The organism is Paenibacillus fonticola DSM 21315 (assembly GCF_000381905.1).
GTDB classification, from domain to species: Bacteria; Bacillota; Bacilli; order Paenibacillales; family Paenibacillaceae; genus Fontibacillus; species Fontibacillus fonticola.
This window is the reverse complement of sequence record NZ_KB907258.1, coordinates 25,388-40,292: the sequence shown is the minus strand read 5'-3', so window position 1 is coordinate 40,292 and position 14,905 is coordinate 25,388. Positions and strand designations below refer to the sequence as shown.

General features: G+C 48.9%; 12 protein-coding genes. All 12 read left to right on the top strand.

Annotated features, from left to right (window positions below; translation table 11 throughout):
- Positions 1-18 precede the first annotated feature (18 nt).
- The 12 genes from G358_RS0114975 (at position 19) to G358_RS0114920 (ending at position 14,890) form a co-directional block, all read left to right on the top strand.
- Positions 19-636 carry an OmpH family outer membrane protein gene (locus G358_RS0114975; protein ID WP_019638050.1) on the top strand — a complete coding sequence of 206 codons (618 nt, stop codon included), beginning with the start codon at positions 19-21 and terminating at the stop codon, positions 634-636.
- Entirely contained in the window at positions 636-1,298 is a 663-nt protein-coding gene (locus G358_RS0114970; RefSeq protein ID WP_019638049.1) for an MltG/YceG/YrrL family protein, read from the top strand. The genes G358_RS0114975 and G358_RS0114970 overlap by 1 nt, the downstream gene beginning before the upstream one ends.
- 269 nt (positions 1,299-1,567) lie before the next feature.
- The gene (gene rpsB, locus G358_RS0114965) at positions 1,568-2,266 is read left to right on the top strand and encodes a 30S ribosomal protein S2 (RefSeq protein WP_019638048.1); all 699 of its coding nucleotides are present in this window, start codon (positions 1,568-1,570) and stop codon (positions 2,264-2,266) included.
- Between the two features lie 151 nt (positions 2,267-2,417).
- A complete protein-coding gene (gene tsf / locus G358_RS0114960) occupies positions 2,418-3,068 on the top strand; it encodes a translation elongation factor Ts (RefSeq protein ID WP_019638047.1) in 651 nt (216 codons plus the stop codon).
- A gap of 201 nt (positions 3,069-3,269) precedes the next feature.
- Positions 3,270-3,998, top strand: coding sequence for a UMP kinase (gene pyrH, locus G358_RS0114955; protein ID WP_019638046.1), 729 nt, complete (start codon positions 3,270-3,272; stop codon positions 3,996-3,998).
- Positions 3,998-4,552, top strand: a complete 555-nt coding sequence (gene frr / locus G358_RS0114950; RefSeq protein WP_019638045.1) for a ribosome recycling factor — start codon at positions 3,998-4,000, stop codon at positions 4,550-4,552. The genes pyrH and frr overlap by 1 nt, the downstream gene beginning before the upstream one ends.
- A gap of 70 nt (positions 4,553-4,622) precedes the next feature.
- Positions 4,623-5,390: an isoprenyl transferase gene (locus G358_RS0114945; protein WP_019638044.1), complete on the top strand. Its 768-nt coding sequence runs from the start codon at positions 4,623-4,625 to the stop codon at positions 5,388-5,390.
- Positions 5,391-5,410: 20 nt separating this feature from the next.
- Positions 5,411-6,214, top strand: a complete 804-nt coding sequence (locus G358_RS0114940) for a phosphatidate cytidylyltransferase (RefSeq protein WP_019638043.1) — start codon at positions 5,411-5,413, stop codon at positions 6,212-6,214.
- A 114-nt stretch (positions 6,215-6,328) separates the two neighbouring features.
- Positions 6,329-7,468, top strand: coding sequence for a 1-deoxy-D-xylulose-5-phosphate reductoisomerase (locus G358_RS0114935; protein WP_019638042.1), 1,140 nt, complete (start codon positions 6,329-6,331; stop codon positions 7,466-7,468).
- Between the two features lie 117 nt (positions 7,469-7,585).
- On the top strand, positions 7,586-8,863 hold the full coding sequence (gene rseP, locus G358_RS0114930) for an RIP metalloprotease RseP (protein ID WP_019638041.1): 1,278 nt from the start codon (positions 7,586-7,588) through the stop codon (positions 8,861-8,863).
- A 66-nt stretch (positions 8,864-8,929) separates the two neighbouring features.
- A complete protein-coding gene (gene proS / locus G358_RS0114925) occupies positions 8,930-10,381 on the top strand; it encodes a proline--tRNA ligase (protein WP_019638040.1) in 1,452 nt (483 codons plus the stop codon).
- A gap of 192 nt (positions 10,382-10,573) precedes the next feature.
- On the top strand, positions 10,574-14,890 hold the full coding sequence (locus G358_RS0114920) for a PolC-type DNA polymerase III (RefSeq protein ID WP_026342276.1): 4,317 nt from the start codon (positions 10,574-10,576) through the stop codon (positions 14,888-14,890).
- Positions 14,891-14,905 lie beyond the last annotated feature (15 nt).

Here is a 14,905-nt window from a genome sequence, read left to right as displayed (position 1 = left end):
CAAAAGGTGAGGATAACATTGGGAGAGCCATGGATTTATATCGTGATGCTGGGGATTGCTTCTATATTATATGCTATATTTTTACCCGGCCGGAAACCTGGCGGTGAAACGGCGAATGAGATGGAGGCCATATTTGAACAATATATGGCTGAAATTGAGAAAGAAAATGAGGAACTAATTGATTTGATTGCCGGTATGAAGCAGGATTTTACATCTAAGCAATTGGCGCAGCAGGAATCCATCGTAGAGCTGCGCCAGCGTCTATTAGAGGTGGAGCAGTCCAACCGGCAGCTTGCTGCTCGTTTTGAATCCCTGGAGGTTCCTCCAGTTCCAGAGGAATCCTCCTCTCTTTCACCAATCGAACCATCATCTCAAGCGGCTGTGCATCAGGCTGTGCATCATCCAAGCGAAGCAGTTCCTCCTTTAGCAGTGCAAGCATCGGCTGCCGCAGAAGCTGCGGCTTCCACCTCTGAGGAGGAGGAGTTCCAGACTACCGATTCACTGCGCGACAGGTACCCGGAGCTGTTTGAGCTGTATGCTAAAGGAAAATCTATCGATATGATTGCCAAATCTATCGGAATTCAGCGCGGCGAGGTTCAGCTTATTTTGCAATTGGCTAACAGGGAGGAAGCGTAATGTTCAGAAATCGCCACTTCATGTTGGGAATTGGAATCGGCCTCATTGCTGGCGCGCTTTTATTGCAAATCATCATGATTGGGCAAGGTCAGCAGAACAAGCTTGTGACAGAGGAGCAGGTCAAGCAAGCTGCCGAGAAGTTGAATTTGCGGGTAGTAGGGGAAGACGAACTGCTGCTCACAGAGGAAGAATGGGAGTCTAGGATGGCGGAGGACAAGCTGGATCCAGCCGATACTGCTGAAGAGCCGTCGGAACCAGAGCAGCCTGAGGCGCCAAATACGCCTGCAACTCCGCAGGACCCCCAATCGGATAGCGGGCAAGCTCCAGGCGCAAATGGTGAAAGCAAGCTGCAAACGGATAAGCCGGCGGCTCCGGAGAAACCGGAAGCCGGCGTTCCTAAAGAAGCCGATGCCGCCGTCATAAACGCTGTAAAAGAACCGGAGCCTGTCACGGTGAAATACAAAATATCGTATGGGGACAGCCTGACTGAGGTCGCTAACGGCTTGCAAAAGGCCGGGGTAATTTCTAGCAGCGATACATTTATAAAAGAGGCTTCGAAACGGGGGATTAATAAAAAAATCCGCACGGGTACCTACACGTTTCAAGTCGGCGAAAAGCATAGTTCCATTATTACTAAAATCACGACCAAGCCGAAGCAGTAAATAAGATGGCGTCATCCCTAAAGTGCGCACGGTACGGATCCGGGGCAGGCTTGAATGGCTTTCGAACCCGGCAGGATGCCTCTGGAGGCTGAGTGGTATGAACTTCGGTTGCATCCATTTGTTACTTATGGTATATTAATTGACGGTGTTATAACGCACGCAGGGTGATTTTGCCAAGGGTGCTTTTCATTATGAATGAGAAGTCTTGGGGGAAGATGAAGCCTGCGGAGGGAGCATCAAACAAAACCAAACTTAGGAGGTGCGTGAAGATGGCAGTAATCTCCATGAAACAACTGCTTGAGGCAGGTGTGCACTTCGGACACCAGACACGTCGCTGGAACCCGAAAATGGATCGTTATATCTTCACTGAAAGAAACGGAATTTATATTATCGACCTGCAAAAGACGGTCAAGAAAGTGGAAGAAGCTTATAACTTCGTGAAGAGCATTGCGGAAGACAACGGTACAATTTTGTTCGTTGGTACGAAGAAGCAGGCTCAAGACTCAGTTAAAGAAGAAGCAGAGCGCGCGGGTCAATTTTATATTAACCAACGCTGGCTCGGGGGAACTTTGACTAACTTCCAAACAATTCAAAAACGGATCGACCGTTTGAAGCAATTGGAAAATTGGGAAGAGGATGGCACGTTTGAAGTGCTTCCGAAGAAAGAAGTTATCCTGCTCCGCAAAGAGAAGGAACGCCTTGAGAAATTCCTCGGCGGTATCAAGAATATGAAGGGCTTGCCAAGCGCTTTGTTCATCATTGATCCGCGCAAAGAGCGTATTGCGGTTGCTGAAGCTCGTAAATTGGGTATCCCAATCGTAGGTATTGTTGATACAAACTGCGATCCGGATGAAATCGACTATGTCATTCCAGGTAACGACGACGCGATTCGCGCTGTTAAGCTGTTGACTGGTAAAATGGCAGACGCCGTAATCGAAGCGAATCAAGGGGAGCAAACGACAGCATAAAATGTTTGTCGGGCTTCCAAAATAAAGAATGAATTAAATGAAAAGGGTGGTTGGTAGGTGTGAAACCTCTCACTACCCTTTTTTTAAAGGATAAATCTTTGGTAATTTACTTTAGATTAGGTCCTATAAATGATATGGAGGGAATTTTAAAATGGCTGTTGATGCAAAAGCGGTAAAGGAACTACGCGAAAAAACGGGAGCAGGAATGCTCGATTGTAAAAAAGCGCTTGAAGAAGTAAATGGGGATATTGATAAAGCGGTTGAATTCCTTCGTGAAAAAGGTTTGGCTGCTTCGGCTAAAAAGGCTGGACGTATTGCTACAGAAGGCCTTGTAGAATCCTACATTCACGCTGGCGGCCGGATTGGTGTTCTTGTCGAAGTCAACTGTGAAACTGACTTTGTAGCCTTGACGGATCAGTTTAAAGAATTTGTACGCGACATTGCGCTTCATATTGCAGCTTCAAGCCCTCGCTATGTGCGCCGTGAAGAAGTGCCACAGGAAGAAATTGAAAAAGAGAAGGAAATCCTGAAAGCACAAGCATTGAATGAAGGCAAGCCTGAGAAGATCGTTGAAAAAATGGTCGAAGGCCGCATTTCCAAATACTATGAAGAATATTGCTTGATGGAGCAAACTTTCGTTAAAGATCCGGACAAAACAATTGCTACATTGCTGAATGAAAAAATCGCTACGATCGGAGAAAATATCTCTATCCGCCGTTTCGTTCGTTATGAGCTGGGTGAAGGTCTGGAGAAAAAAGTCGACAACTTCGTAGAAGAGGTTATGTCTCAAGTCAACGGCTAAGTGAAGCGGGAATGAGATGTAAAAGAGGGATGTAACACAGCGTGTTCCTTCTTTTTTAAAGGATTATGAAGACATCTTTGAATAGAGGCACCGGCAGGTGCTTTTCTTACCAAACGCCCTTAATTGTGTGAGCTTAGAAAGTGCTGTCCTGCACTTTCTGGGCAACCTCTAAGAGGGTTCATTAAAGTGGAGGGTATACAATTGGAGCAGCCAGTTTTTAAACGTGTTGTCTTGAAGGTTAGCGGAGAATCGCTTGCTGGTCAAAATGGATACGGAATTGATGCGGACACCATATCATCGATAGCCGAACAGGTGAAGGAAGTAGTTGAGTTAGGGGTTCAGGTAGCTATCGTATGTGGCGGGGGCAACATATGGCGCGGTATTGCGGGCAGTGCGAAGGGCATTGACCGTGCTACGGCGGACTATATGGGAATGCTCGCGACAGTTATGAATTCCCTTGCCCTGCAAGATGCGCTGGAGCAGATCGATGTGCCTACGCGGGTACAAACTTCGATCGCCATGCAGCAAATCGCTGAGCCTTACATACGGCGCCGGGCGATTCGCCACTTGGAGAAGGGAAGAGTTGTTATTTTCGCCGCTGGAACTGGCAATCCGTTTTTCTCTACGGATACGACAGCAGCGCTTCGTGCCGCTGAAATCGAAGCGGAAGTTATTTTAATGGCTAAAAATAAAGTAGACGGTGTATATTCTGCAGATCCATTTGTTGATCCGTCGGCAGAGAAGTATGAAATGCTGACTTATATGGAAGTGCTCAGCAAAAATCTGGGCGTTATGGATTCCACAGCATCATCGCTTTGTATGGATAATGATATTCCGCTTATCGTATTTGCGATTACGGAGCAGGGCAATATTAAACGTGTTGTGCTTGGTGAGAAAATCGGAACGACTGTGAAAGGAAGTGTAAGCTAATGCCACAATCGATTAAACAAAACGCTGAAGAACGTATGGATAAAGCGATTCAGTCTTTGAAGAGAGATTTGGCAACGCTGCGTGCCGGAAGAGCGGCTCCTTCGCTGCTGGATCGTATTCAGGTGGATTATTACGGAACACCAACGCCAATTAATCAACTGGCCAATATCAATACGCCGGACACCCGGACGCTGTTAATTCAGCCTTGGGATAAATCCTCGCTGGCTGACATTGAGCGTGCGATTCAGAAGTCCGACCTGGGACTTACACCGGCTAATGACGGCTCGATGATCCGTTTGTCGATTCCGCCGTTGACCGAAGAGCGCCGGGTCGATTTGGTTAAAATGACGAAGAAATTCGGTGAAGAAGCAAAGGTTGCAATTCGCAACATTCGCCGTGATGCCAATGATGACATTAAAAAGCTTGAGAAAACGGACATTTCGGAAGACGAATCTCGGCGCCATCAGGAAGATATTCAGAAGTCAACGGATAAATTTATCGCGGAAGTCGATAAGGTACTCGCTGCGAAAGAAAAAGAGATTATGGAAGTTTAAGAGACGAAAAGCGGCCCCTCCTTTCATGGTGGGGTTTGTCTCTTTTTCATCACCGGCTGGAGGAAGAGGAATGATCAAGTTATTTCAATCCTGGTGGAAAAAAGGGGAAAAGCACTCTGCCGAAGTGTTGCCGGGTGATAACATTCCAGAGCATGTCGCGATCATTATGGACGGCAACGGGCGTTGGGCTCGCAGATTAGGCCTCCCGCGCATCATTGGACATCGCAATGGAATGAAAGCAGTGAAGCGGGCAACGATCGCTGCAGACGAGCTCGGCATTCGGATACTAACTCTATATGCATTTTCGACAGAAAACTGGAAGCGGCCCAAGGATGAAGTTGATTTCCTGATGTCGCTTCCGCAGGAGTTTCTGGCGCTTGAACTTGAGGAGCTTATTGAGAAAAATGTTCAGGTGCGTATGATGGGGCATACGGATAATCTTCCCGCGCATACGATTGAAGCCATGGAGGAAGCGATCTCCCGAACAAAGCACAATACCGGCCTTATTTTGAATTTTGCGCTGAACTATGGCAGTCGTCGTGAAATAACGGAGAGCATGAAGGTGATCGCGCATCAGGTGCGGGAAGGTATTTTGTCTCCGGACGACATTACGGAAGAGATGGTGAATTCCCACTTGCTGTCAGCAGGATTGGGTGATCCTGATTTGCTTATTCGGACGGGCGGCGAGCTCCGACTTAGCAATTTCATGCTCTGGCAGGTAGCGTATAGTGAACTGTGGTTTACGGACTTATATTGGCCTGAATTCGGCCGTGAGCAGCTGATTGAAGCGGTAGCCGAATACCAGCGCCGCACACGTCGCTACGGAGGGTTATCATAGCAGGATAGAAGGTGTAGAATTTGAAGATTCGATTGATTACAGGACTGGTTGCAGGTGTGTTTTTTTTAGGCGTGTGCCTGATCGGTGGAATTGGATATCAAGGGCTCCTTATGGCCATGGCATTGGTCGGCTATTATGAGTTCGTTCGGATGACCAAAATGCCAGCTTTCGGCGGACCGGCCATGCTCGGTTATATCTGCATACTCTATATGATGTTTCCGTGGAGCCTGTTAAACTGGAGCATGCCGCTCGAAACTATGCCTGCCCTGTGGTTAATGATGTTTCTATTCCTGGCGGTTACGGTATTTACCAAAAACGATTTTCCGGTCGGCCAAGCTTCGCTTTTATTTCTCGGTACGATGTATATCGGTATCGGATTTTCTTCTATTGCGACAACACGGTTCACACCGGACGGGCACGGGGTATTCTGGACGTTCCTTATGCTGGCTGCAATATGGAGCAGTGATGCAGGGGCTTATTTTACGGGGCGAAGGTTCGGCAATAAAAAGCTTTGGCCCGCCATCAGTCCGAATAAAACGGTGGAAGGCGCCCTTGGGGGAATCGCGCTTGCTGTTGTAGCCGCAGTGCTGTTCGCCTTGTTCTCCGATGGTTTGCTCTCACTGGGCCGGGCTATTTTGCTTGGTGCTTCAGCAGCAGTAGTCGGGCAGCTGGGCGATTTAATTCAATCTGCCTATAAACGGGTTTACGGCATTAAAGATTCCGGTAAGCTTCTACCCGGGCATGGCGGTATTCTGGACCGTTGTGACAGTTGGGTCGTCGTATTTCCGTTTGTACATATTTTGATGCTGCTTCCTTACTACTAATCACTTCAGCAGCTGCATTACGTTCGTATAGGAACTCCAATTGACTCGAATTGAGTCCAATAGTTGAATTCAATTGCTGTCGTAACAGTTATTTGTAAAAAAGAGAGGTATATTATGAGGAAAATAGCTGTCATTGGTTCTACTGGATCGATCGGTACGCAAACACTTGACGTTGTGATGCAGCATCCTGAGCAATTTGTGATTGAGGGTTTGGCTGCGGGCAGCAATATCGATATGTTTGTACAACAGGTTAATGCATTTCGGCCCAAGAAGGCTTCTATTGGCAGTAAACAATTAGCTGAGCAGGTAGCCCCGCTCCTTCCGGCAGATGTCGAGCTCTACTACGGCGAGCAGGGATTGATTGAAGTGGCAGCTGGCACTGATGCAGACTTTGTACTCAGCGCGATTGTCGGCAGCGCCGGGCTGCCGCCGACATTGGCCGCTATTGCCGAAGGGAAGACGATCGGTATTGCCAATAAAGAAACGCTCGTGACTGCCGGGCATATCGTGACGGAGCTGGCCAAGCAGAAGGGTGTTAAATTGGTGCCGGTAGACAGCGAGCACTCCGCCATTTTCCAATGCCTGAATGGGGAGAACCTGAATGAGGTGGACCACATTACATTGACCGCTTCAGGCGGGGCATTTCGTGACTTAACGCGGGCACAGCTGCAAAATGTAACGCTGGAGGATGCTTTAAAGCACCCCAATTGGTCGATGGGAGCCAAGCTTACGATTGATTCGGCCACGATGGTCAACAAAGGATTGGAGGTCATTGAGGCGCACTGGCTTTTCGATCTTCCTTATGACAAAATTAAAGTCCTACTGCACCCAGAGAGCATCATCCACTCTTTCGTTGAATATCGTGACGGGAGCATCATCGCTCAGCTTGGAACGCCGGATATGCGCGTCCCGATTCAATATGCTATGACTTACCCGGCGAGGCTAGCATCCGCATCCAAGCGATTATCCTTGGCAGAGGTCGGCAAGCTGCATTTCCGTGAAATGGATGAGGAGCGATTCCCTTGTTTAAGATTGGCCTATGAGTGTGGTAAAATAGGTGGGACGGCGACGACGGTGTTTAATGCGGCCAATGAAGTGGCAGTGGCTCGTTTTATGAGCCGGGCTATTCCATTCATGCAGATTGAAACGATCATTGAAGAAGTGCTTTCCAAGCATATCCCTGTAGCGAAAGCGGATCTGGAAACGATCCAGGCTGCTGACCGCTGGGCCAGAGAGACGGCCGCATTATTATAATTTCCTTAAGTTTCCGTGAAAAAAAGTTCCCTGCTGGTATTCTCTTGTGCCAGATCGGAGAATAATGATAATCTAAATGAACTGGACGATCTGTGGCAAAAAGGAGGATGCTTTCGATTGGAATTACTGAGAATCATATTTTTGACAGTGCTCATGTTTCTCGTGATTGTCACTGTACATGAGTGGGGACATTATTACTTTGCCAAACGGGCCGGCATTTTGGTTCGTGAGTTTGCAATCGGTTTTGGACCGAAGCTGTTTTCCTATAGACGAAACGAAACCCAATTTACCCTCCGTTTGCTGCCTTTTGGCGGATATGCCAGAATGGCCGGGGAGGACCCGGAATTTGTCCAGATTCAAAGCGGACAAACCGTAGCCCTGCGAGTAGAAGGGGACGAGGTTCGTAAAATCTATCTCGACCGCCTGGACAACCGGAAGAACGTCATCCGCGGTGAAATTCAAGAGGTAGACCTCGAAGACCGGCTGCGAATCGTGCTTGACGTCGACGGGGAAGTTATCGCCTACCGGGTTCATCCGCAAGCGATGCTTGTCGCTAAAGGCAGTGAGACGCAAATTGCGCCACGTGACCGTCAATATGGCAGCAAGACAGTAGGACAGCGGGCATTGTCCATTTTTGCCGGGCCTTTGATGAACTTTATTCTCGCATTTGTACTGTTTGCACTTCATACGCAAATGGCGGGCATTCCGCTGGATGAACCGGAGCATCTCGAACTCGGGGATGTCATAGAGCAAAGGCCCGCCTTTGAGGCAGGTTTTAAGAAGGGTGACATTATTGAGTCGATTAACGGCGTACCTGTAGGTACAGACGCAACCAAGCTGATCGAAACGATTTCCGGCTCCAAGGACATCCCGATGAATTGGACGGTCCGGCGTGGAGATGAACTGTTAACGATTAACGTTACTCCGCGGCCTGTGGAGAATGAGGAAGGCGGCAAGATCGGCGCGGTCATTGTCACTTATTTCGAGACGCGCAGCGCTTCCTTCGGGGAAACATTTACGGTGGCTGCCGAAAAAATGACAAGCATGAGCAAGCTGATTTTCTCTAGTTTGAAGCAGCTGATTGCCCGATTCTCCATGAATGATTTGGCCGGGCCGGTTGGTATGATTGAAGCAACCAGTAAAGTTGTAAAGCAAGGGTTTACCGATTTTGTGTTTTGGACAGCGATAATAAGCCTGAACCTAGGGATCTTTAACTTATTGCCGATTCCTGCCCTGGATGGAAGCCGGCTTATATTCTTGGGGGTTGAAGCGCTGCGTGGCAAACCGGTGGATCCTAACCGTGAAGGCTTGGTGCATTTTATCGGCTTCGCTGCACTGTTCTTGCTTATGCTCGCAGTGACGTATAATGATATATTGCGGTTGATACAGAGTTAACCAATTAAAATAGGTTTATTCGGTGCTTCAAAATAAAGTTGTTTTTAACGGGAGGACAAGGTTTTAATGGCAAATGAGGAGAAGCAGTTCGTAACGGAGATTACTCCGCAGGGAGAGGATTTTTCCCGCTGGTATATCGATGTAATTAAAAAAGCAGATTTGATGGATTATTCGCCAGTGCGCGGCTGTATCGTATTCAAACCGGACGGTTACGAAATATGGGAGCATATCCAGGAGGAACTGGACCGCCGGTTTAAAGAGACAGGGCATCGCAACGCTTACTTCCCTCTCTTTATTCCCGAGAGCTTTTTCCAAAAGGAAAAAGAGCATGTGGAGGGATTCAACCCCGAGCTGCCTTGGGTAACCGAAGCGGCAGGCGAGAAGCTGGAAGAGCGGCTGGCCATACGTCCTACCTCTGAAACGATGATCGGCCATATGTATGAGAGGTGGATTCAATCCTATCGGGACTTGCCGGTTCTGATCAACCAATGGGCCAACGTCGTACGGTGGGAGAAGCGGACATTGCCGTTTCTGCGTACGAGCGAGTTTTTGTGGCAGGAAGGCCACACTGCGCATGAGAACGAGCAGGAAGCGCGGGAAGAAACGATGCAAATGCTGGAGATTTACCGGGATTTTGTAGAGAACTATTTGGCGATTCCCGTCATTGTCGGGCAGAAGACACCTTCGGAGAAGTTCGCCGGGGCAGTCGACACGTATTCGATTGAAGCGATGATGAAGGATGGCCGGGCGGTGCAAGCGGGTACTTCTCATTACCTTGGAACGAATTTTGCCGTCGCTTTTAATATTCAATATTTGAACCGGGACAACGTTCAGGAATATGTTCATACCACCTCCTGGGGAGTCAGTACCCGCTTGATCGGCTCGCTCATTATGGTTCATGGCGATGACCGGGGACTTGCCTTGCCGCCGAGGGTTGCGCCTAAGCAGGTTATGATTATTCCGATCGGACCGCCAAAAACGCGTGATGCTGTTATTGGCCGGGCAGACGAGCTGTTTGCCGAGTTGAAGAAGGCGGGCATTCGCGTAGGGATGGATGACCGGGCGGATGTACGGCCAGGCTGGAAATTTAATGAATATGAAATGCGCGGTGTGCCAGTCCGTCTGGAGCTGGGGCCTCGTGACATGGATAACGGCGTCTGTGTACTTGTCTCGCGGATTAGCGGGGAGAAAAAAGTAGTGCAGCAGGATAAGCTTGTAGAAGAGGTTCAGGCTATGCTGGAGCAAGTTCACAATGAAATGTACGAGCGTGCCAAAGCTTTCCGTGAGGAGCATTTCTACAGTGTAGATACACTGGAGGAAATGAAGTCGAGCATTGAAGAGAAGCGCGGCTTCACGTTAGCGGGCTGGTGCGGCTCGGAAGTATGCGAGCGTCATGTTAAGGAAGAAACCGGCGCAACTAGCCGTAATATTCCATTTGAACCGGGCACGAAGAAATCCAAATGCCTCGTATGTGGAGAAGAAGCGCAGCACACAGTTGTTTTTGCCAGAGCATATTAAGCTTGAATGGCTATTGTAATGCTAATGTTTTATAGAAAGCAGGCTAGTCCGTAAGCAAGTGAACATCGGAGGGCTTCCGGCAGTGAGCTGCCGGGTGGGGACAACCCCGCTCGGACCTCCTTGCGGAAGCTTTTCTTTATTCACAGAGTTATCTTAACCTCACATGGAGGAATGTATTCAGGGGAGGATATCATGACCGCAGTTGGGGAGAAGAGACAAAGGCTGGAGTTGTTGATGCAGCAGACCGAGATGCCTGCCGGTTTGATGGATCCATACTTTTTGGATGGATGGATCGAGCAGGTGGAAGTCAGCCGCAGTAACCGGGAATGGAAAATTGCCATCGCAAAAGAAACGCTTGTTCCCGCCGAGGCATATCGGACCTTTTGTTTACGGGTCAAGGAACGGCTGGAGCACATTGCCCACATTTCGTTTGAATTTCGATATGGGCAGGGAGTAGCTGCTGCAGATATCATTTCGGAATATTGGAAACTGTTTCTGGAATGGGTGCAGCGGGAAGTTCCTTCCGTAAACGGCTGGTTAGCCAGGGCAACGTATGATATTGAGGACAATCTTATTGCGATTACCCTTAGCGATGCGATGGCTTTGGAGCTAGCCAGGAAAAAAAGCATCGATAAGTATATTACGTCCTTTTACGAAACGTATTTCAATATTCAGGTGCGAATCAAGCTTCAAACAGGGGAGAACAGCGCCGAAGCGTTCGAGGAATTCCAGCAGCGGATCGTTGAGGAAGAACGCGATTTCATCCAGCAAATGATGGAGAGCATGGCGGCGGAAGCACCGCCGGAGGATGACGTTGGTGAGGCCGTTAAACTACAGATTGGCTATGACATCAAGGAACAGCCTGTTCCGCTTCAGGAAATCCAGGATGAAGAAAAAAAGATTACGATTCAAGGGACGATCTTCGGGTTAGATCGGAAAGAGCTGCGCAACGGCAACACCTTGTTTATTTTCAATTTGACCGACTTTACAGATTCGCTGCAAATGAAGCTGTTCGCCAAGAACAAGGAAGATTTGAAAGTAATGAATCAGCTTGCTAATGGCAAGTGGGTCAGGGCGAGAGGGCGCGTCGAAATGGATCGGTTTATGCCGGTACCTGAGCTCGTCATGATTCCTTCGGATTTGTGCGAGGTTTCCGCACCGCCTAGCCGCAAAGATAATGCTGCAGAGAAGCGGGTCGAATTCCACTTGCATTCCACGATGAGTACGATGGATGCTGTGACACCGATCGGAGAATATATAAAGACAGCTGCCAAATGGGGACATAAAGCGATAGCCGTGACGGATCATGGCGGTATTCAGTGTTATCCGGATGCGGATAGAGCAGCAAGCAAGCATGGGATCAAAATGATTTATGGTCTGGAAGCCAACGTCGTCAACGATGATGTGGCCGTCGTGTTGAATCCGCGTCCGGACGATTTAAAGGGGACTACATATATCGTATTCGATATCGAGACGACGGGCTTGTCCGTGACCCAGAACAAAATTATCGAAATTGCTGCCGTGAAAATGGTGGATGGCAAAGAAATTGACCGCTATGCGACGTTTGTAAATCCGCATGTGCGCATTCCATACAATATCCAGCAATTGACGAACATTAATGATGACATGGTTAAGGATGCCCCCGATGTGGCGCCCGTCCTGGCAGAGTTCGTCCAATTTGCCGAGGATGCTGTGCTGGTCGCACACAATGCCAGATTTGATATCGGTTTTGTCAATGCCAAGCTGAAGGAGCTTGGGCAGCCGCCGCTCGACAACCCGGTGCTTGATACGCTGGAACTGGCTAGGATGCTGTTTCCTACGATGAAAAACCACCGGCTTAATACGCTCGCGGCCAAATATAAAGTATCGCTCGAAAACCATCACCGGGCGATCGACGATACGCTCGCTCTGGGGGAAATTTTGAATGGGCTGCTTGAAGACGCGGTTAAAATCGAAGGCTATAAAACGCTGGATCAGTTGAATGCCAAGGTAGGTAAGGATTTGTCGAACGTCCGGCCGTTCCATTGCGGAATTTATGCCCTCAATATGACCGGAAAGAAAAATTTGTACAAATTGGTATCGAAGTCCCATACGGAACATTTCAGGCGAGTAGCCTGTATCCCTAAATCCAAGCTGACTGAACTGAGGGAAGGACTGCTCATTATGTCAGGATGCGAGAAGGGCGAGTTTTTTGAGACGGTATTGAACAAGTCGCTCGAAGAGGCGGAGGAAGTAGCGGAGTTTTACGATGTGCTGGAAATTCAGCCGTTGACGATGTATATGCATTTGGTCGAGAAAGGACTCGTTGGCAGCGTGCAGGAATTGGAAACAGCACTGCGCAAAGTTTGCGAAATCGGCTTTAAGCTGGGCAAACCGGTGGTGGCCACAGGCAATGTGCATTATTTAGAGCCCCGCGACAAGTTATACAGAGATATTACGATTCATGGAATTACCGGTTTTAGTCCGCTGAAGGATATCCGCAAGCCGGATGCCCATTTCCGTACAACAGAGGAAATGCTGGAGGAGTTTCAGTTTCTCGGTGAAGAGAAGGCCTATGAAGTTGTCGTGAAAAATACGTCTGAGCTGGCCGATGCCTTTGAGGAACTGGAGCTGTTCCCGACGAAGCTGTTTACGCCGATTATCGAAGGGGCTGATGATGAAATCCGCAACACCTGCTACGATACGGCCAAATCGATTTATGGAGAAAATTTGCCGGAGGTCGTCGTTCAGCGTCTTGAAAAAGAACTTGAACCCATTATCAAATACGGCTTCTCGGCTAACTATCTTATATCTGAACGGCTCGTCAAAAAATCGAACCAGGACGGCTACCTCGTCGGTTCCCGGGGCTCCGTCGGCTCTTCGGTCGTCGCGACATTTCTCGGGATATCGGAGGTTAACCCGCTGCCTGCGCATTATATTTGCGCCAATCCGGAATGCAAGCACAGCGAGTGGTTTCTCGACGGCAGCGTGCCAAGCGGATTCGACCTTCCTGACAAGAGCTGCCCAGAGTGTGGAGAGAAGCTTAAGGGGGAAGGACAGGATATTCCCTTCGAGACTTTTCTCGGGTTTAAGGGTGACAAGGTACCCGATATCGATTTGAACTTCTCGGGAGAATATCAGCCGCATGCTCACAACTTCACAAAGGAGATGTTCGGGGAGAAAAGCGTATTCCGCGCCGGAACGATCGGCACGGTTGCCGAGAAAACGGCTTTCGGCTTTGCCAAGAAGTATGAAGAAGAGCATCACAAGAGCTGGCGGGGCGCCGAGCTTAACCGTCTGGCCGCAGGCTGTACGGGTGTGAAGCGAAGCACGGGGCAGCATCCGGGGGGGATCGTGGTCGTACCCGATTATATTGAGGTGGAGGACATTACGCCTGTTCAATTTCCGGCTGACGATGTTAATGCAGAGTGGAAAACGACCCACTTCGATTATCATGCCTTCGACGCGAACCTGCTTAAGCTCGATATTCTGGGCCACGATGATCCGACGATGATGCGGATGCTGCAGGATTTGACCGGTGTCGATCCGACGACGATTCCGATGAATGATCCGAAGGTAATGAGCATGTTTAACTCAACGGACTCGCTCGGAGTCACGCCTGAACAGATTCGTACACCGGTGGCGACCTATGGTGTACCGGAAATGGGGACGAAGTTCGTGCGCCAAATGCTTATTGAGTCGCAGCCGTCTTCCTTTGCCGACCTGCTGCAAATTTCGGGATTGTCTCATGGAACAGGCGTATGGCTGGGCAATGCCCAGGATCTGATCAAGAACGGAACTTGCAACATTAAGACCGTTATCGGCTGCCGGGACGATATTATGCTTTATTTGATCTATAAGGCGGGAATGGATGCCGGTCTGGCGTTTAAAATTACGGAGAGCGTTCGTAAAGGAAAGGGATTGACCCAGGAGTGGATCGATGAGATGAAAAGATGCAAGGTGCCACAGTGGTACATCGATTCCTGCCTCAAAATCCAATACATGTTTCCTAAAGCGCATGCGGCTGCTTACGTTATCTCCGCGGTGCGGACCGCTTATTTCAAGCTCTATCATCCGATTGAATATTATGCGACCTATTTCTCGGTGCGCGGGGAAGATTTTGATATTGAGCTGTTCTGCCAAGGCTATGAGGCGATTTACCGCAAAATTGAGGAGATTGAGCAAAAGGGTTTTCAGGCTCTGCCCAAAGAGAGAAATATGCTGCCGATTTTAGAAATGGCGCTTGAGATGACGGCGCGCGGCTTCCGCTTCAAAAACATTGATCTCTATCGCTCGGATGCAACCCGTTTTATCGTTGATGGCGATGCGCTAATTCCTCCGTTCTCCGCACTGGCAGGGATCGGGGATAATGCGGCCAGAAATATCGCCGCAGCGAAGGAACAGGGAGAATTTTTATCCATTGAAGATTTTCAGCAAAAGTCAAAAGCGACAAAAACGGTCGTGGAACTACTTAATAATTTGGGATGCTTCATTGGACTTCCGGAAAGCAACCAGCTTTCCCTGTTTTAATAAGAGCTATTTGTA